Here is a 17,283-nt window from a genome sequence, read left to right as displayed (position 1 = left end):
CGGGAAGGCGTTCAAGCGAATAGAATGTTGTCAGCTTTGGCTGACAAAGGCCGCATAATTATCAGCCAGCACTTTGCCCAATATGGCCGCGTAAGCGCTGTAATGATCATCGCCTCTGGCGACACGCCCAAAGGTCGGCTCCGTGAAGGTCGATAGCGGCAAAAGCACCAATGGTGTTGAAACCGGCGTCAGCTGTGCGCCCTGCCCGGCCCGCAAGGTCGTCAGCAGGCCGAACATCTCGCCGGTAATGCTGGGCCGTGACAGAACCACCATCCGATATTGCCCGGATGTATTGGTGACGAGATAGATGTGCCCGGACAAATGCGGGACGGATATTGAGCCGTGCTGCGAAAAGGAGGCGTCGGTGCGCTCGCGCTCGCGAAACCGCAGCCGCGTGCCTTCATCGTCCCAGACGATTTCCGTGCAATAGGCAAAGATCGCATCCGGGTCGCCGAAGGACGGGCGCAGGGTCAGATAGGTTCCCTCCAGCCACGAAACGGCAGGCCGCGAATAGGCCCCCAGTTCCTCGGGCGCATGGCCGCTGCCATAGCCGTTTGTGACGGCGCGCTCGGCGGCATCCCCGGCTTTCGGTGCCAGCACCCCGCCCGGCTCACGCAGAGCTACGCCCATCGCCTGTTCAAGCCGGATGATGGTGGCAAGCGTGAAAGGTCGATGCCCCGACAGCGCTTTTTCCAGCGTTGAAAGGCTGATCCGCGCATCATCCGCGAGTCGCTGGCGCGAAATACGCCGTCGCGCGATTTCCTCGCGAACCCGCGCCGCAACGCTACTGCTTTGATTTTCCGACAGATAAGGGTCCCCGTGGACCATGCGCCAATTTCCTGATTGCGTACTTTCTTTCACAATTCCACACATGTCCGCCAGCGGCAAGACGGTTTGCGGCAAGATGCGGACGAAAGAGGTCAAAGCTGACGCTGGCGAGGAAACAGCGCCTTGCAGACAATCGCTCCAGTAACTCCATCGAGGAAGGGAGCCTGTCATGCACACCGCAATCACTGTTTCACATCAAAGGGATCGGCGAAATTTTCTCGTCCGCTTCTGCCAGCTTCTATGGTTTGGGAACGCTATCCTGCTCCCCGCACTGGCCGTTATCTTCGCCCTGTTTCACCCCTTGCAGGCGCGCGCGGAGACAACCGCTTTCGTGACGCCGAATGAGGTGGAATCGGGCAGCCTGCTTATGCAGACCGAACAGGCCGGACAATATGTCGAAGCCCCGCGCCTTGCCACCGATGTAGACATCACTGTCAGCGGCCCGACAGCACGGGCGCGTCTTACCCAGGCTTTCGAAAACCCCACCAATGGTTGGGTTGAAGCGCTCTATGTGTTTCCACTACCCGAAGATAGCGCGGTTTACTCGCTGAAAATGATCATCGGCAATCGCGTTGTCGTGGCCGACATCAAGGAAAAGCAGGCCGCACGCGCCATTTACGAGCAGGCCCGCAGCGAAGGCAAAAAGGCCGCATTGGTTGAGCAGCAGCGGCCCAACGTCTTCACAAATGCCGTTGCCAATATCGGCCCGCATGAAAAGGTCGTCGTGCAGATCGAATATCAGCAGGCCGTTCGTCTGGCCGATAACCGCTTTTCGCTGCGCGTGCCACTGGTCGTTGCGCCGCGCTACAATCCGCAGGACAAGGCCGCCATCGACCAGCGCGCAGAACTGAATGGTGGCTGGGGTCAGTCCACCACCAGCACGGCGCAGACCACCGATAACGCACCGATCCATACGTCACTGACCGGACCGGACAGCACCCGGACCAATCCGGTTACGCTTGCAATCAAGCTGGACGCCGGGTTCCCGGTCGATGATCTGAAGAGCCTCTATCACCCCGTCAAGATCGACCGGCTGAATGGCGAGGCACGCCAGATCACACTGCAGGGCGATGCCATTGCCGACCACGACTTCGTGCTCGAATGGGGCGCTGCGGCAAGCGCCACGCCAACCGTCGGTCTGTTTCGCGAGCAGGTCGGCAAGGACGACTATGTGCTTGCCTATGTCACACCGCCGGTTCTGGCAGCGCCCAAAAAGACCAGCCGCGAGATTGTCTTCGTGATCGATAATTCGGGTTCGATGGGCGGCACCTCCATGGCGCAGGCGAAAGCCAGCCTCGACTATGCCCTGTCGCGACTGGAACCGAACGACCATTTCAATGTCATCCGCTTCGACGACACTTTGACCAAGTTCTTCCCGGACAGCGTTGCCGCAACCGGCGAGAACGTCACCGCCGCGCGCAGCTTTGTCGGCCAGCTGGAAGCCTCCGGCGGCACGGAAATGCTGCCGCCGCTGCACGCCGCTCTTGATGACAGCCACCAGAGCAAGGGCCTGCGTCAGATCGTGTTTCTGACCGATGGCGAAGTGAGCAACGAACAGCAGCTTCTCGATACAATTGCCGCCCGGCGTGGACGCTCGCGCATCTTCATGGTCGGCATCGGTTCGGCCCCGAACAGCTATCTGATGAACCGCGCCGCCGAACTTGGTCGTGGCAGCTTCACCCATATCGGTTCGACCGCGGAAGTCGACGAACGCATGCGCGCCCTGTTCGACAAGCTGGAAAACCCCGCCGTCACAGATATCCGGGCCACTTTTTCCGAAAAGAATGTGAGCCTCACGCCGACATTGCTGCCCGACCTTTATCGCGGCGAGCCGCTTGTCATCGCTGCCCGCATGGGCAAGGCGACTGGCGAAGTGACCATCAACGGCATGGTTGGCGACCACCCGTGGACCGTGACACTACCGCTCGATCAGGCCAGCAGCGCGGAAGGCATTTCCAAAATCTGGGCGCGCCGCAAGATTGACGATGCAGAGGTTGAAGCTACGCTCGGTTCGATCAGCCAGGACGCTGCTGACGCCCGCATCCTGCGGCTGGCGCTCGATCATCATCTGGTGACGCGCCTGACCAGTCTCGTTGCTGTGGATGTAACCCCGTCCCGCGCTGCCAATATACCGCTGACCCAGGCCGATATTCCGCTGCATCTGCCTGCTGGCTGGGACTACCGCACCTTGCTCGGTATCGGCGCAACCCGCGATGCGAATGCCGGACAGTCAACCGAAAGCGAAACCGCCGAGTGGAGCAGCGTCAATCGCCAAGCCGAGCCGCAGGCCGCTCCGTCGCCGGTTTCTCCGAGCCTTCCACTGCCACAAACGGCGACACCTGCAACCCTTCTGATGCTTCAGGGATTGCTCGCTGTGCTGGTCGGTGCACTTCTCTTCTGGTTCACACGTCGTGAAAAGGCAGGCAGCCATGAGTAATCATCAGTCCATCCTCAAAGGGGGCGCGCTTGCGCGCTCCCTCTCGACACTCCTCGCCTGCCTTCTGATTGCAGGCGGTCTGGTCCTCGCCGGTCAGGGCATATGGATCCACGCCAAGGCCTTTGCCGCGCAGATCCTGCTGGAACGCGCCTTTACACAGAGTGTCGCGACCGGCGTGCCAGTCAAGCCATGGAGCTGGGCGGATACATGGCCGGTTGCACGCATCGAAGTTCCGCGACTGGAAACTGCAGCAATTGCGCTCAAGGGCGCGAGCGGTCAGGCGCTTGCCTTCGGCCCGGGGCATCTCGACAACACACCTGAAGCAGGAGATCGGGGCACCGCAGTCTATGCCGCGCACCGCGACACCCATTTCGCCTTCCTGAAAAATGTCGAGCCGAACGACCTGATCCGCATCACGCGGCGCGACGGGAAGATCGTCACCTATCGCACGACGCATATGGCCGTCGCCCGCTGGGACGAAGCGCCGATCGACCCGCAGGCGACAGGAAAACATCTCGTATTGGCGACCTGTTACCCTTTCGACGCAATCACACCCGGACCGCTTCGCTATCTGGTCTATGCCAATCTGGTCGAAAATGACTGAGCAGGTTCAGGCGGGACCAAGCATGATGTTGGTCTCGCTTTTGCTGACGCCCTGAAGCGAACGGATCGTCGAGATCACCTCGTTGAGTTCAGACATGGTCGCCACTTCCAGTTCGGCAATCACATCCCACATGCCGTTCGTGTTGAAGAGACCCGTCAGACCCGGCACGCGCTTGATCGCGCTGATTGTCGATTTGAGCGATGAGCCTGACATTTCGATCAGCATGAAAGCCCTGATCTGGTCCTTGCCGATATCGTCGCGCACACGGACCGTGAAGCCCTTGATGTCACCATTGGCCACCATGCGGTCGAGACGCTTTTGAGCTGTCGCGCGCGCCACCCCCAGAAGCTCGGCCAGCTGTGGCACCGATGCGCGGCCATTGATACGCAATTCCGTGATCAATCTTTTGTCGAGTTCGTCCATGTCCCCTCTTTCTTTTTAGTAAGTACGCCTGCCTATATCGGCAGTTATTTATAAAAATAATCACTTTATGTTCTTTTTTGTCAATCTGATTGCAGATATTGATTTTCGCCAAGGGGATTGCCCAGGTGGTTTCCAGACGTCGAACGCGATGGAAACACACGGACAGCCCCGGCCAATCTCTGCTTGGACCGGTCACAAGGTCACGAAAACAAGCGCATGCAAACGGCGATTTCACGGTCCCGATATCCGGGGCTTTTACTGGGGAACTGACCTACATGAATACCGCGAAATTTTTCTCGACAGCGCTTCTGGCGCTCGGCCTCAGCTTTTCCATGACCGCGGCCAAGGCCGACGATCTGGATAAGATCCAGAAGGCCGGCAAGATGACCATTGCCCTGTCCGGCGTTTTCCCTCCTTTCAGCTTTGTGGATGAATCCAACAAGGTCGTCGGCTTCGACGTCGATGTCGGTTCTGAAATCGCACACCGCCTGAAGGTCGAGCCGGAAATCGTCGCCACCGCATGGGACGGCATCATCGCCGGTCTCGTCACCGGCCGTTACGACACCATCGTCGGTTCGATGGGCATCACCGAAGAACGCAAGAAGGCCATTGCCTTTGTCGGCCCTTACTATCGTTCGGGTCTGGCGCTGTTCGTCCGCAAGGACGACGCTGCCACCTCGCTCAAGGAATTTGAAGGCAAGACCATCGGCGTGACGCTTGGCGAAACCTCTGAAAAGTGGGTCCGCGAACAAGGCAAATACGACGTGCGCACCTATAAGGGCCTGCCGGAAATGCTGCTCGACCTCGGTTCGGGCCGTATCGATGCGGTTGTCGCTGACGACGTGCCGGTTCTGGTTGCCATCTCCAAGAGCAACGCGCCCATCAAGCAGGTCAAGGATGACCAGCTGCCGCGCTACGACATCGGCATTGCCGTGCGCAAGAACAATCCGGAACTTGCCGCTGCCATGCAGAAAGCTCTGGACGACATGATGGCCGACGGCACCTATAAGGCTATCTCCGAAAAGTGGATCGGCGCGGATATCCGCTAATCTCCCTCTCCAGAAGATGGGTTGCGACCGCAACCCATCTTCGGTTTTGATCCCCGAAAGCTTCTTGGTCCTGCCCGCTTTTTGACCGCCGACAAGCGGCCCGGTCAATCGTCGCGGTTCCTCTGGCTATTCCATGAGCCACCGATGGGGAAGAAAGGTTGAAGGATGGATATCGCACTTATCGAGCGGATTTTTCCCTTCATTGTTCAGTCTGCCTGGGTCACCGTTCAGCTGACCGTCGTATCGCTTCTGATTGGTCTGGTCGTCGCAACCGTTCTGGTCATCGCCCGCTTTTCGCGTTTCAAGCCGTTCCGCTGGTTCGCCACAGGCTATGTCAGCATCATGCGCGGCACGCCGCTTTTGGTGCAGCTTTTTCTGGTCTTCTTCGGCGGCCCGCAATTCGGTCTGGAATTCAGCCCGTTCATGGCCGGTGTGATCACCATGGGCTTCAACATCGGGGCCTATATGTCGGAAGGCATACGCGGCGCCATTCTGGCCGTGGACAAGGGTCAGAGCGAAGCTGCCCGCAGCATCGGCTTTGGACGTTTCAACACGATGCGGCTTTTCATTCTGCCGCAGGCGGCACCCTTGATGATCCGTTCGCTCGGCGTCAACACGATCATCCTGACCAAGAGCACCGCGCTTGTCTCGACAATCGGCGTGGTCGAGCTGACCTATTCGGCACAGCGTTTCGTAACATCGACATACAAGCCCTTCGAAGTCTTCACGGTCGCCGGTATCGCCTACATCGTCATCATAGCCATCATTTCTATGATCGTTCGCGGCATTGAAACCTTCTTCAACACTGACAGGAAGGCCGAAGCATGAGCCTCGATTTTACAGTCGTTCCTTCCTATCTGGAACTGCTCTTCATCGGCCTGCTCTGGACGGTGCTGATCACGATCCTCGCTGGTGTCATCAGCGTGGTGCTGGGCGTCGTCATCGCTCTGGTGACGCTGCATGCGCCGAAGGTTGTCAGCCTGCCGGTACGCGGCATCGTGTTCCTGTTCATGGGAACGCCGCTGCTGCTCCAGCTCTATCTTCTCTATTACGGCCTGTCGCAGATCGGCATCATGGTTCCGGCCTTCTGGACCGGTGTGTTCGGCCTTGGCATGCATTACGCCGCCTATAATGCCGATATTTTCCGCGCTTCCTTGCAAGCCGTGGACAATGGCCAGATGGAAGCGGCCCGTTCACTGGGTTTCAGCCGGGGCATGTCGCTGCGCTATTTCATCATTCCGCAAGCGATCCTGACCGCACTGCCGCAGGTGGGCAATAACAGCATCATCCTGCTCAAGGATACAGCCGTGCTTTCCGTCCTCGGCATCACGGAACTGGTTCTGAATGCGCAGCGCGCCATCAGCGAAACCTACCGTCCATTCGAATTCTATTTCGTCGCCGCCGTGCTCTATTACGCCGTCAATCTTCTGATGGAATGGGCATTGAGCAAAGCGGCCAAGAAAGCGGAAGCTATCCGATGAACACACAGACACCCATGATCGAATTGCGCCAGATCAGGAAATCCTATGGCGACCATGAAGTTCTCAAGGGCATCGACCTGACCGTTGCACGGGGCAAGATCGTATCCATCATCGGCCCCAGCGGGTCCGGGAAAAGCACGCTTCTGCGCTCGATCAACATGCTGGAAGAAACCTCGGGCGGCGAAATCTGGCTCGACGGCAATCAGGTCAACAAGCCGCTCAAGGGCCATGCCTTCGAAAAGCACATCAACCATATCCGTCAGGAAATGGGGATGGTTTTCCAGCAGTTTAACCTGTTTCCGCATCTGACCGTGCTGCAAAACATCATGATCGGACCAATGCGGCTCAAGCATCTGCCGCGCGCCGAAGCGCTGGACCGCGCCAACGCCCTGCTGGCAAAGGTCGGGCTTGTCGACAAGGGCAATGCCTATCCGGCCCGCCTGTCGGGCGGCCAGAAGCAGCGCGTGGCGATTGCCCGCGCACTCGCAATGCAGCCCAAGGTCATGCTCTTCGACGAGGCCACCTCGGCGCTTGATCCCGAGCTGGTTGAAGAGGTCAATCAGGTGATGAAGCAGCTCGCCAGCGAGCACATGACCATGCTGATCGTGACCCATGAAATGCGCTTTGCCGCTGAAGTGTCCGACCATGTGATGTTCATGGATGGCGGCGTGGTGGTCGAACAGGGATCGCCAGACCAGATGTTGTCCAATCCGAAAGAGGAACGGACCCGCGCTTTCCTGCGAAAGCATCTTTCGCACTAGAGCGCGTTTCGATCTGATTGGATCAGATCGGCGCTCTAATTCTTTGTTTTAACGCGCATCTTTCCCGAAAACCGTTTCACACTTTTCGGGATGCGCTCCATATTACGGAGACTACTCAATGACTGCGAATGTTTCAAACGGCGCGCAAAACGCCGTAACGATGGCGCATAACCAAATCGATGCGAAGCATGTCGAAGAGCTGGCTCTTCGCATGGTCAGCTGGCGCAGCGAAACCGGTACGCCCGGCGAAGCGGAATTCTCCGGCCGTTTTGTCGAATTGCTCAAGGAAATCCCGTATTTCCAGCAGAACCCGGCAAATATCCGCACGGTTGCCAGCCATGGCGATCCGCTGACCCATAATGTGGTGGCGCTCGTTCGCGGCAAGGGTCGCGAGACGGTGGCGCTTGCCGGTCATTTCGACACGGTTGCGACCGACAATTATCACGAGTTGAAGTCGCTCTCCTGCGACAGCGTCAATCTGAAAGAGGTGCTGATCAAGGACCTTGGCAAGCGCTCACGTTCGCAGCAGGAAGAGCGCGCGCTGGAAGACCTCCTGAGCGGCGATTTTCTCCCCGGTCGTGGTCTGCTCGATATGAAGAGTGGTATTGCCGCGGGTATTGCCTGCCTTGAACGCTTTGCTGCCGATCCTGACCGCAGCGGCAATCTGGTCCTGATCGTCACGCCCGATGAAGAACGCGAAAGCCGCGGCATGCGGTCCATGCGCAATGCGCTGCCGGATATTGCCCGGGACTTCGATCTCGATATTTCGGCTGCCATCAATCTCGACGTGACCTCCGATCAGGGCGACGGTAGCGAAGGCCGCGCCGTTTATGCCGGCACCATCGGCAAGCTTCTGCCTTTTGCGCTGGTCATCGGTTGCAGCTCCCATGCCAGCTACCCTTATGAAGGCGTCAGCGCACAGGCGATGGCCGCAGGCATTCTCACCCGTTTCGAAGGCAATGCCGATCTTGCCGACCGCGACGAAAAAGACATTTCCCCACCGCCCATCTGCCTTGAGGCAAAGGACCTGCGCGACGGCTATGAAGTGACGACGCCGGAACGTTTCTGGATCGCGCTCAACTGGCTCTATCACGGCATGACCGCCGAACAGCTGTTCAAGCGCTTTCAGGACGAAGTGCGCACCGGCGCCGTCGATGCGGTTGCACGCTTCGCCGCACAGGCCGAAGCCTATGGCAAGCTGGTGGGCAAGCGCGCCGGAGCAACCCCGCCTGAACCGAAGCTGGTCACCTTCACGCAGCTGCGCGCCATGGCGGCAGACATTGCAGGCGACGACTTTGAACGCCTCTATGACGAACAGGAACAGCGCCTTTCCGGCATCGACAATCCGCTGGCCGTCAGCCGCCAGCTGACCGAATGGCTTGTGGGTGTGGCCCATCTCGCCGGACCGGCGATTGTTGTCGGCTTTGCCGGGCTGCACTATCCCGCGAGCCATCTCGATCACACGAAAACCAACGACCGCCTGTTTCAGCAAGCCATTGATGAAACCATCAAGGTTTTCGCCGCCTTCCCCGATCAGAGCCTTGTCTGGAAGCCACATTTCCAGGGCATTTCCGACATGAGCTTTCTCGGTCAGGCAACGCTTGGACAGGATATCGTATCGCAAAACACGCCCGTGTCGCGCCTCGTCGATCATCCAGCCGCCAATGCGCTGCGTTTCCCTGTGGTCAATATTGGCCCGTGGGGTCGCGAGTTCCACCAGAAGCTTGAGCGCGTCCACGCGCCCTACGCCTTCGAGGTTCTGCCGCAGATCGTTTCGATGATCGCTGAAAAATTCCTCACGGCGAAGACCGGAAACGGCGCCCGCTGATCGGGCGCACGCGCCCTGAACAAAAAGGTTCATTTAAATGACCAATGAAAAGCTGAATATCGTCCCCTTCGTCAGCGTCGATCACATGATGAAGCTGGTTCTGACGGTGGGTGTCGAAACCTTCCTGAAGGAACTGGCCGTGGTTGTCGAAGAAGACTTCCGCCGCTGGGAACAGTTCGACAAGACGCCGCGCGTCGCCTCCCATTCCAAGGAAGGCGTTATCGAACTGATGCCGACCAGCGATGGCACGCTCTATGGCTTCAAATATGTGAATGGCCATCCGAAGAACACCCGAGCGGGGCGTCAGACCGTGACCGCCTTTGGCGTTCTCTCCGATGTGGACAGCGGCTATCCGCTGCTCCTGACCGAAATGACCATTCTGACCGCCTTGCGCACTGCCGCCACCTCGGCGGTGGCCGCCAAGCATCTGGCCCGCCCGGATTCCAAAACGCTGACGATCATCGGCAATGGCGCGCAGAGCGAGTTTCAGGCGCTGGCCTTCAAGGCGCTGCTTGGCATCGACAATCTCCGCCTGTTCGACATTGACCGCTCGGCAAGCGAACGTTGCGCCGCCAATCTGGCCGACAAGGGCTTTGCAGTCACCATCTGCGGTTCGTCGCAGGAGGCCGTCGAGGGTGCGGATATCATCACGACCGTCACCGCCGACAAGCAATATGCCACGATTTTGAGCGACAACATGGTTGGCCCCGGCGTGCACATCAATGCCGTTGGCGGCGATTGCCCCGGCAAGACCGAGCTGAACAAGGAAATTCTGCTGCGCTCGGATATTTTTGTCGAATACCCGCCGCAGACCCGTATCGAAGGCGAAATCCAGCAATTGCCGGAAGATTATCCGGTCAAGGAGTTGTGGGAAGTGATCACCGGTAAGCTGCCGGGCAGAACATCGGATCGCGCGATCACGCTGTTTGACAGCGTCGGCTTTGCAACCGAAGATTTTTCCGCCCTGCGCTATGTCCGCAGCAAGCTGGAAGAAACCGGTCTCTATGCTGAACTGGACATGCTTGCGGACCCCGATGAGCCGCGCGATCTCTACGGCATGCTGCTGCGATGCGAGCAGGCATTGGAAGCCGCATAAGACTTTGCCGGGATGCCTGGCATCCCGGCTCAGAAGATAGTTCGGCCCAACACGTGCTGTTGGGCCTGTTGTTGACGCTGCAATGTGATATCACCAACGGCAAGTAACCGTGCGCGTGTAGTTGGATATCCTTGATCGTCTGAACAATGCAGCAATTGGCCAGAAAAATATCTGCAGAAATCGGCTGGGGTATTCCAAGCTCGATCGTCCTGCATCTGCTGCTGGCCTTTGTTCTGCTCGTCCGCTTACCGGAACTGCCGACGGCGCAGGAACAGAGCGTCAATGTAGAGCTTGTTCCGCCACCACCGCCCGCCGAAGAAAAGCCCAAGCAGGAACAGGACAAGCCCGCCCCTGCGCCACCGCAGGCGCAAGCCCAGAAGCTTGCCTTTGAGTCCGCTTCCAACGACCCCAAGGATGAGACGCCGGAGCAACCGGATGTCCCGCCAGCTGCCCCGGAAGCAAGCGAAAAGCCCGACGAAATTCCGCCTGCAACTGCCGAGGCCAAGAACGAGCAGCCGCAGGAAGACAAACAGGAAGCGGCTGAGCTGAGCGCTCAATCTTCAAATGTCGATGACACCAACGGAGCCGCAGCCCCTGCTGTCGAAAACCCGCCCGTTCCTCAACCAAAGCCAGAACAGGAAAAACCAGCCGCCAAGGCCGTTTCGGAGCAAAAGGCTGAAAATTTCAAACAGGCGCGCAGGCTTTATTCGAAGGATGCCCTGTCTGATCCGCGTGTGAAACAAGCGCTCGGCAAGCTCTCGCCAACAGATCGCGTCATCCAGATTTGCAGTATCGAAGCGCTTGAACAGATCCGCCGTCAGCAACCGGGCGCTTTCCCCGACATGCTGGCGCGCGCCGGAGGTTCCGTTTCCAATACCGGTCTGACGGTCAGCAACGGCGCGTTTCGTAGCCGCGCCCAGTGGTATGGCGTGGACTTCAAATGTCAGATCGATGCCGAGGCGATGTCAATCCAGTCCTTCAGCTATGCCATTGGTCACGCCATTCCCGAAAGCGAATGGGGCGCACGGCAACTGCCCAGAGACTAGAATATGAAGTGATGAGACAAGACTTGCAGCATTTGCTACAGTCGTCGATGTAATGCCCCACGAAACTAACATTGAATGGAGACAGGCATGAAAGTCGTATTTGTAACGACCGCTGTCCTCGCTCTGTCGGTTACGGCTGCGATGGCAGACTGCACTTACCATAGTGCGCAATCTTCTACCAAAATGGAAAAGCCGCAAACAACGGCGAGCGCAGAAACTACGGCACCCACCCAGAAATAACTATACTCCCAATGGGAGGTATCGTGTGAAACGGTGCCTCCTGTTTGGGGCACGCCCCCACCGATGCTAATCAAAATCGCAGGCTGATACCGGCCTTGCGGAGAAGCCAGTAGAACAGCGCTGTCGCGCCTACCCCCAGCAGCATCGCCCAGCCAAAACCGGACCCATCGCCGGTGAAGGGCAGTCCGGCGGTGTTCATCCCTAAAATCCCGGCAATCAGCGTGCCCGGCAGCAGCAAGGCGCTCATCACCGCCATTACTTTGAGGCTGCGGTTTGAATCATCCGCCAGTTCCGCCGCGATCTCTTCCTGAAGCAGCCGCGCACGATCATTGACCATGACGATTTCACGGTCGAGCCGCTCAAGCCGCATGGAAAGCCGCTTCAAAACCGCCTGGCCCATCTCTGGCAAGGTCCAGTCCAGACGGTCTTCTTCTTCGAACAAGGCCACCATACCGGCCACCGGGCGGTGCAACGAGACGGCCAGACGGCGCACTTCCTTGAGGTCCCGGCGCTCGTCGTTCAACCGCTCTGTCACCAGCCTGTCTTCCACGGAATCGAGCATTTTGCTCGCTTCGTTGAGCCGTTTCGCCGTATTCTTGCAGAAACCTGTCACCACGGCCTCGAACAGTTCATAGGCCGTTGCCGGGCAGAACCCGCTTGCGAATGAATGGCGCACCCGGTCGATAGCTTCCAGCGGATGCCGTCTGCCGGTGACAAGAAGTCCGCTCGTCACCGCAAAATGCAGGCGACCGATGGTCGTGGACATGCGCTCCATGTCCTGATGCATATCGGCGATGACACCGTGGATCGTCCCGGCCTCATGGCTGAGCACCAGACTGTCGTCATGCCCCTCCAATATCGCCCGCGCCGACGCTGGCAAGCCGCATCGTTCTGAAAGCCAACCCTGTGCGCGCTGATCAACGAGATCGACATGCAGCCAGACCCAGCCGTCATGCGCGGCCAGAGCGGCAGCCACCTCATCGGCTTTCAGTTCAACCACCGGCTGGTCGGGGCGCTTGTGATAAGCACCCACCAGACCGGGACTATGTTCCATGTTGGAACCGCGAATGATGTTCAATGTCGTATACCGATGCTCGGCGCTAAGCGGCCTCGCACGTAATGTTCAATAGACTTCCGGCACATACATTTCGGACGGGGTCTGGTGACGCACGTAATCGTCATGACGCACGCGTTCCGGCAGATGAATGGCTGATTTCGGCACATCCTCATACGGTATCTGCGTCAGGAGATGTGCGATGCAATTGAGGCGCGCCTTCTTCTTGTCAACGGCCTCGACAACCCACCATGGCGCTTCCTCGATATGCGTGCGATGCAGCATCTCTTCCTTGGCCTTGGTGTAGTCTTCCCAGTGCACGCGGCTTTCAAGGTCCATCGGAGAAAGCTTCCACTGCTTCAGCGGATCGTGGATACGCATGTTGAAGCGGAATTCCTGCTCCTCATCGGTGATCGAGAACCAGTATTTGATAAGAATGATCCCGGAGCGCACGAGCATGCGTTCGAACTCGGGAACGGAGCGGAAAAACTCTTCCAGTTCGTCCTTGGTGCAGAAGCCCATGACCCGCTCGACACCGGCGCGATTATACCAGGAGCGGTCGAACAGAACCATTTCGCCAGCGGTCGGCAGATGCGGCACATAACGCTGGAAATACCACTGATTGCGCTCGCGTTCGGTCGGTGCAGGCAGCGCGACCACGCGGCAGACACGTGGGTTGAGGCGCTGGGTCACGCGCTTGATCGCGCCGCCCTTGCCAGCAGAATCGCGGCCTTCGAACAGCACCACGACCTTGAGCTTCTTGTGCTGCACCCAGTCCTGAAGTTTGACCAGCTCGTGCTGGAGGCGAAACAACTCGCGGAAATACAAGCGGCGTTCCAGCGTCTGCTCGGCAGGGCCGGACATGCCCTCGGCGACCATCGCGTCCAGACGCTCTTCCTCGATCTGCATTTCCAGCTCTTCATCAAAACTGTCGGCGATTTCCGCCTTGATACGGTCCAGATGGCTGTTCTCGAACATGTTCACACCATAAGCTGAAGATTATCCCCGAAACCGCAGCGGCTCCGCGCGATTGCACAGAATACTAGAAGCCCCTCATGACGGTTTCGTGACGTAATTTCGTCAGTCACACCCCTTCTTACTTTCCCCCAAGACTTTCTGTCGTCCGCCTCATCACATGTCGACCGTCATCAAACTGAAATATCTATCAGCCATGGCAGGATATGTGTTTCGGTGAGGACAGAACCCAGATGAAGAATACATACGATCTTTTGGTTGTCGGCGCGGGCATTGTCGGCCTTTCCACCGCGCTTGCCGCAGCCCGCAAAGGCAAGAAGGTCGTTGTTGTCGAGCGCAATGCCAAGGCTGTCGGCGCATCGATCCGCAATTTTGGCTTCGTCACCATATCCGGCCAGAAGGCTGGCGATCACTGGGCACGGGCGCGGCGCGCCCGCGACATCTGGGCCGAGATCGCCGACAATGCCGGTATCGAAATCATCCATCGCGGACTGGTTATGCCTGCTTACCGCGAGGAAGCGGACACCGTGCTGGAAGCTTTTCTGAAAACGCCTATGGGTGAAGACTGCCGCAGGCTGACACCCGGCGAAGCGCTGGAACATGTGCCATCGATCCGCGCCGATGGAATGCGCAGCGCGCTCTTCAGCCCGCATGAACTGCGCGTCGAATCGCGCGACGCCATCCCGAAAATTGCCGCGTGGCTGGAACGCCGCCACGGCGTCACCTTCCACTGGAACACCGCCGTCAATGCCATTGAAGGCAACAAAATTGCCACCAGTCGCGGCGTCATCGAAGCGGAAGCCTGCATTGTGTGCCCCGGCGACGACTTTTCAACTTTGTTTCCGGAACGCATCGCCGCCTATGATCTGCGCATCTGCACGTTGCAGATGCTGCGCGTCATGCCAGCCCAAGCAGCGCGTTTCGGCGCGGCCGTCATGTCTGACTTGAGCTTTGGCCGTTATGAAGGCTTTGCCGATCTGCCGGAAGCCAAGGCGCTTTGTGACCGTCTTGATGCCGAACTTGGCGAAATGCGCCGGGGTGGCATTCATCTGATCGCCGTGCAATCCGCTGACGGTTCGCTGGTGGTGGGCGACAGCCATGTCTATGGCAATGCCCCGGAACCCTTTGCACAGGAACGCTTCGATACGCTGATCATGGAAGCCTTTGACCAGATATTCGATCTGCCCGGCCGCGAGGTCATTGGGCGCTGGTGCGGAACCTATGCTTCGGCCAGCGACCGCGTAGTCATGATCGATGAACCCGCCGACAATATCCGCCTCGTCATGGTCACGGGTGGCACCGGCGCTTCGACAGGCTTCGCGCTCGGTGAGCAGGTCGTCAATTCACTCTACGCATAACAACGGAGCAGTCATGGGACATCTCAAAGCAGTCGTGTTTGATTGGGCAGGCACGGTCATCGACTTCGGTTCCTTCGCGCCAATGGGTGTGTTTGTGGAAGCATTCGCGCAATTCGGCATTGAGGTTTCGATTGCCGAGGCGCGTGAACCCATGGGCCGCCCGAAGTGGGATCACATCGAAGCCATGCTGGCACAGCCGCGCATCCATGCTGCATGGGAAGCACACCACGGCCACGCACCGACACAGGCCGACATTCAGGCCGTCTACGACGTGTTCGTCCCGCTGAACGAACAGGTCGTCGATCAATATGCCGATCTGGTGCCGGGTGCCGTAGAAACGGCCCGCGCATTGCGCGAACGCGGTCTCAAGATCGGCTCCACGACCGGTTCACCCGCTCGATCATGGAGCGCGTCCTGCCGCTTGCCAAGGCGCAAGGGTATGAAACCGACAATCTGGTCTGCGCCGGAGATTTGCCGCACGGACGCCCAACTCCGATGAACATGTATCAGTGCTTTCTCGATCTCGATGTCTGGCCAGCGCATGCTGTGGTCAAGGTTGACGATACCGGCGTCGGGATAGACGAAGGACGGGAATCCGGATGCTGGACGGTGGGCGTATCGCTGAGCGGCAACGAAGCGGGCGTCACGCCGGACGAACTGGCCAAAATGAGCGAAGCCGAAAAAAACGCGCTTCGCGAAAAGGCATCTGCCGTTCTTTCCCGGCACCGGCCCGACTACATCATCGATACGGTTGCCGATCTCCTTCCGGTCATAGAGGCAATCGAACAACGGCTCGCCAATGGAGAACGCCCCCGTGCCTGTAGCGGCGCCTGAGCGAAGCCCGCTACCGAATTAATTTGACGCAAACGTAAAAAAATAAGCTTTCGTTGAAACCCGTTTGATTGCATTCTCCCGGACATGCGAACCACCGGGATCGTTCAATGATTGCAAAACCTTCCTTCCGTTTCCTCCGCTCCGGACGAAGCGTCATATTCGGAACCACGGCTGCTTTTGCATTCTGCATGTCGGCAATGACATTTGTCGTTCCAGCCCATGCTGATTCCCGCAATGTGGTTGCGGTTGCGGTGATGAAAGTCGCGGCAAGCGATTATCAGCCTAAATTGACGCTGTCCGGTGCGATCGAAGCCCGTTCGCTGGTCAACACATCGTTCCGGCTTGGCGGGCAGGTTGTGGAGCGCAAGACAGAGATCGGCCAGCATGTCGAAAAGGGCGAGCTGATCGCCCGCATCGATGACGCCGAACAGCAGGCAAATCTGCGTGTCGCTCAAGCATCGAAGGATGCGGCGCAAGCGCAACTCGTTCAGGCGGATGCGAATTTCAAACGCCAGAAGGCGCTGCTGGCTCAGGGTTTCACGACCCGCAGCACCTATGATCAGGCAAACCAGACCCTGCAAACCGCGCAAAGCACCCTGGCGAGCGCCGAGAGCCAGCTGAGCGACGCGCGCGATCAGCTGTCCTATACCGAGCTGCGCGCCCCGGTTTCCGGCGTTGTGACGGCGCGCAACATCGAGGCGGGTCAGGTGATACAGGCCGCACAGACGGCGTTTTCCATTGCTGAAGATGGCCCCCGCGATGCTGTCTTCGACGTGCAGGAAACGCTGGTGAACCATGCCAAGGACGGCATGGGTGTGACAATCGCGCTTCTGTCGGACGCTTCAGTGGTTGCCGAAGGTCAAATCCGCGAAATTTCTCCCGTCGTCGATGCACAGACCGGCACGGTCAGGGTCAAGGTCGGCATCGCTCACACCCCGCCACAGATGGCGCTGGGCGCGACTGTAACCGGCACAGTGCATATGGAGAACCGTCAGGTCATCGTCCTGCCATGGAGCGCCATGACCTCCGACGCCGGGCACGCCGCCGTGTGGCGGGTGGCTGGAGATACGAATGTCGCAACGCTGGTGCCGATCACCGTGCTTTCCTATGAAAAGGAACGGGTGATCGTTGATAGCGGCCTGAACGACGGCGAACTGATCGTCACGAAGGGCGCACAGATGCTGCGTTCGGGCGAGCCGACCGAAATCATGCAGACGCAGGAAGGGGCGGTTGCGCAATGACGCGAGATATCCGAAAGCCGGTTACCCT

At 58.6% G+C, this 17,283-nt stretch carries 17 protein-coding genes; 13 read left to right on the top strand and 4 right to left on the bottom strand.

All coding sequences use genetic code 11. The annotated features are described in order from the left end of the window. Positions 1-30: 30 nt before the first annotated feature. Positions 31-828, bottom strand: a complete 798-nt coding sequence (locus ACTJKP_RS14795; protein ID WP_440631176.1) for a helix-turn-helix domain-containing protein — start codon at positions 826-828, stop codon at positions 31-33. Between the two features lie 169 nt (positions 829-997). Here ACTJKP_RS14795 and ACTJKP_RS14790 point away from each other — a divergent pair, with 169 nt between their 5' ends. Then, positions 998-3,265 carry a marine proteobacterial sortase target protein gene (locus ACTJKP_RS14790; protein ID WP_440631175.1) on the top strand — a complete coding sequence of 756 codons (2,268 nt, stop codon included), beginning with the start codon at positions 998-1,000 and terminating at the stop codon, positions 3,263-3,265. After that, positions 3,258-3,869, top strand: a complete 612-nt coding sequence (locus ACTJKP_RS14785) for a class GN sortase (protein WP_440631174.1) — start codon at positions 3,258-3,260, stop codon at positions 3,867-3,869. The genes ACTJKP_RS14790 and ACTJKP_RS14785 overlap by 8 nt, the downstream gene beginning before the upstream one ends. Before the next feature lie 6 nt (positions 3,870-3,875). Here ACTJKP_RS14785 and ACTJKP_RS14780 read toward each other — a convergent pair whose 3' ends face one another. After that, complete coding sequence (locus ACTJKP_RS14780) at positions 3,876-4,292, bottom strand: Lrp/AsnC family transcriptional regulator (RefSeq protein ID WP_078338246.1); 417 nt, start codon at positions 4,290-4,292, stop codon at positions 3,876-3,878. Positions 4,293-4,567: 275 nt separating this feature from the next. Here ACTJKP_RS14780 and ACTJKP_RS14775 point away from each other — a divergent pair, with 275 nt between their 5' ends. The 7 genes from ACTJKP_RS14775 (at position 4,568) to ACTJKP_RS14745 (ending at position 11,553) form a co-directional block, all read left to right on the top strand. After that, positions 4,568-5,341: an ABC transporter substrate-binding protein gene (locus ACTJKP_RS14775; RefSeq protein WP_440631173.1), complete on the top strand. Its 774-nt coding sequence runs from the start codon at positions 4,568-4,570 to the stop codon at positions 5,339-5,341. A 165-nt stretch (positions 5,342-5,506) separates the two neighbouring features. Continuing rightward, positions 5,507-6,169 carry an amino acid ABC transporter permease gene (locus tag ACTJKP_RS14770; protein ID WP_440631172.1) on the top strand — a complete coding sequence of 221 codons (663 nt, stop codon included), beginning with the start codon at positions 5,507-5,509 and terminating at the stop codon, positions 6,167-6,169. Continuing rightward, on the top strand, positions 6,166-6,822 hold the full coding sequence (locus ACTJKP_RS14765) for an amino acid ABC transporter permease (protein ID WP_280993426.1): 657 nt from the start codon (positions 6,166-6,168) through the stop codon (positions 6,820-6,822). Before ACTJKP_RS14770 ends, ACTJKP_RS14765 begins: the two co-directional genes overlap by 4 nt. Beyond that, on the top strand, positions 6,819-7,583 hold the full coding sequence (locus tag ACTJKP_RS14760) for an amino acid ABC transporter ATP-binding protein (protein ID WP_318282792.1): 765 nt from the start codon (positions 6,819-6,821) through the stop codon (positions 7,581-7,583). The genes ACTJKP_RS14765 and ACTJKP_RS14760 overlap by 4 nt, the downstream gene beginning before the upstream one ends. Positions 7,584-7,701: 118 nt before the next feature. Then, a complete protein-coding gene (locus ACTJKP_RS14755) occupies positions 7,702-9,411 on the top strand; it encodes a M20/M25/M40 family metallo-hydrolase (protein ID WP_440631171.1) in 1,710 nt (569 codons plus the stop codon). Positions 9,412-9,448: 37 nt separating this feature from the next. Continuing rightward, entirely contained in the window at positions 9,449-10,507 is a 1,059-nt protein-coding gene (locus ACTJKP_RS14750) for an ornithine cyclodeaminase (protein ID WP_440631170.1), read from the top strand. A 146-nt stretch (positions 10,508-10,653) separates the two neighbouring features. Further along, entirely contained in the window at positions 10,654-11,553 is a 900-nt protein-coding gene (locus ACTJKP_RS14745) for a DUF930 domain-containing protein (protein ID WP_440631169.1), read from the top strand. Positions 11,554-11,863: 310 nt separating this feature from the next. Here ACTJKP_RS14745 and ACTJKP_RS14740 read toward each other — a convergent pair whose 3' ends face one another. Both ACTJKP_RS14740 and ppk2 read right to left on the bottom strand, forming a co-directional pair. Beyond that, entirely contained in the window at positions 11,864-12,871 is a 1,008-nt protein-coding gene (locus ACTJKP_RS14740; RefSeq protein WP_440631168.1) for a transporter, read from the bottom strand. Between the two features lie 45 nt (positions 12,872-12,916). After that, entirely contained in the window at positions 12,917-13,825 is a 909-nt protein-coding gene (ppk2, locus tag ACTJKP_RS14735) for a polyphosphate kinase 2 (RefSeq protein ID WP_078338237.1), read from the bottom strand. 230 nt (positions 13,826-14,055) lie between these two features. Here ppk2 and ACTJKP_RS14730 point away from each other — a divergent pair, with 230 nt between their 5' ends. From ACTJKP_RS14730 to ACTJKP_RS14715, 4 genes are all read left to right on the top strand, one after another. Next, a complete protein-coding gene (locus ACTJKP_RS14730) occupies positions 14,056-15,180 on the top strand; it encodes a TIGR03364 family FAD-dependent oxidoreductase (protein ID WP_440631167.1) in 1,125 nt (374 codons plus the stop codon). Between the two features lie 13 nt (positions 15,181-15,193). Then, positions 15,194-15,679: an HAD family hydrolase gene (locus ACTJKP_RS14725; protein ID WP_440631166.1), complete on the top strand. Its 486-nt coding sequence runs from the start codon at positions 15,194-15,196 to the stop codon at positions 15,677-15,679. Beyond that, the gene (locus tag ACTJKP_RS14720) at positions 15,676-16,014 is read left to right on the top strand and encodes a hypothetical protein (RefSeq protein ID WP_440631165.1); all 339 of its coding nucleotides are present in this window, start codon (positions 15,676-15,678) and stop codon (positions 16,012-16,014) included. Before ACTJKP_RS14725 ends, ACTJKP_RS14720 begins: the two co-directional genes overlap by 4 nt. Positions 16,015-16,202: 188 nt before the next feature. Further along, a complete protein-coding gene (locus ACTJKP_RS14715; RefSeq protein ID WP_440631213.1) occupies positions 16,203-17,255 on the top strand; it encodes an efflux RND transporter periplasmic adaptor subunit in 1,053 nt (350 codons plus the stop codon). Positions 17,256-17,283 lie beyond the last annotated feature (28 nt).

It is taken from the genome of Brucella sp. 22210 (genome assembly GCF_052045675.1).
Taxonomy (GTDB): Bacteria; Pseudomonadota; Alphaproteobacteria; order Rhizobiales; family Rhizobiaceae; genus Brucella.
Note: the sequence above shows the minus strand (reverse complement) of the source record. Positions and strands in the feature narration are given on the sequence as shown.

Excerpts from the sequence above, each read along its gene's own strand:
- ACTJKP_RS14795 (WP_440631176.1), bottom strand. The coding sequence starts at position 828 with ATGGTCCACGGGGACCCTTATCTGTCGGAAAATCAAAGCAGTAGCGTT.
- ACTJKP_RS14790 (WP_440631175.1), top strand. The coding sequence starts at position 998 with ATGCACACCGCAATCACTGTTTCACATCAAAGGGATCGGCGAAATTTT.
- ACTJKP_RS14785 (WP_440631174.1), top strand. The coding sequence starts at position 3,258 with ATGAGTAATCATCAGTCCATCCTCAAAGGGGGCGCGCTTGCGCGCTCC.
- ACTJKP_RS14780 (WP_078338246.1), bottom strand. The coding sequence starts at position 4,292 with ATGGACGAACTCGACAAAAGATTGATCACGGAATTGCGTATCAATGGC.
- ACTJKP_RS14775 (WP_440631173.1), top strand. The coding sequence starts at position 4,568 with ATGAATACCGCGAAATTTTTCTCGACAGCGCTTCTGGCGCTCGGCCTC.
- ACTJKP_RS14770 (WP_440631172.1), top strand. The coding sequence starts at position 5,507 with ATGGATATCGCACTTATCGAGCGGATTTTTCCCTTCATTGTTCAGTCT.
- ACTJKP_RS14765 (WP_280993426.1), top strand. The coding sequence starts at position 6,166 with ATGAGCCTCGATTTTACAGTCGTTCCTTCCTATCTGGAACTGCTCTTC.
- ACTJKP_RS14760 (WP_318282792.1), top strand. The coding sequence starts at position 6,819 with ATGAACACACAGACACCCATGATCGAATTGCGCCAGATCAGGAAATCC.
- ACTJKP_RS14755 (WP_440631171.1), top strand. The coding sequence starts at position 7,702 with ATGACTGCGAATGTTTCAAACGGCGCGCAAAACGCCGTAACGATGGCG.
- ACTJKP_RS14750 (WP_440631170.1), top strand. The coding sequence starts at position 9,449 with ATGACCAATGAAAAGCTGAATATCGTCCCCTTCGTCAGCGTCGATCAC.
- ACTJKP_RS14745 (WP_440631169.1), top strand. The coding sequence starts at position 10,654 with ATGCAGCAATTGGCCAGAAAAATATCTGCAGAAATCGGCTGGGGTATT.
- ppk2 (WP_078338237.1), bottom strand. The coding sequence starts at position 13,825 with ATGTTCGAGAACAGCCATCTGGACCGTATCAAGGCGGAAATCGCCGAC.
- ACTJKP_RS14730 (WP_440631167.1), top strand. The coding sequence starts at position 14,056 with ATGAAGAATACATACGATCTTTTGGTTGTCGGCGCGGGCATTGTCGGC.
- ACTJKP_RS14725 (WP_440631166.1), top strand. The coding sequence starts at position 15,194 with ATGGGACATCTCAAAGCAGTCGTGTTTGATTGGGCAGGCACGGTCATC.
- ACTJKP_RS14720 (WP_440631165.1), top strand. The coding sequence starts at position 15,676 with ATGAACATGTATCAGTGCTTTCTCGATCTCGATGTCTGGCCAGCGCAT.
- ACTJKP_RS14715 (WP_440631213.1), top strand. The coding sequence starts at position 16,203 with ATGTCGGCAATGACATTTGTCGTTCCAGCCCATGCTGATTCCCGCAAT.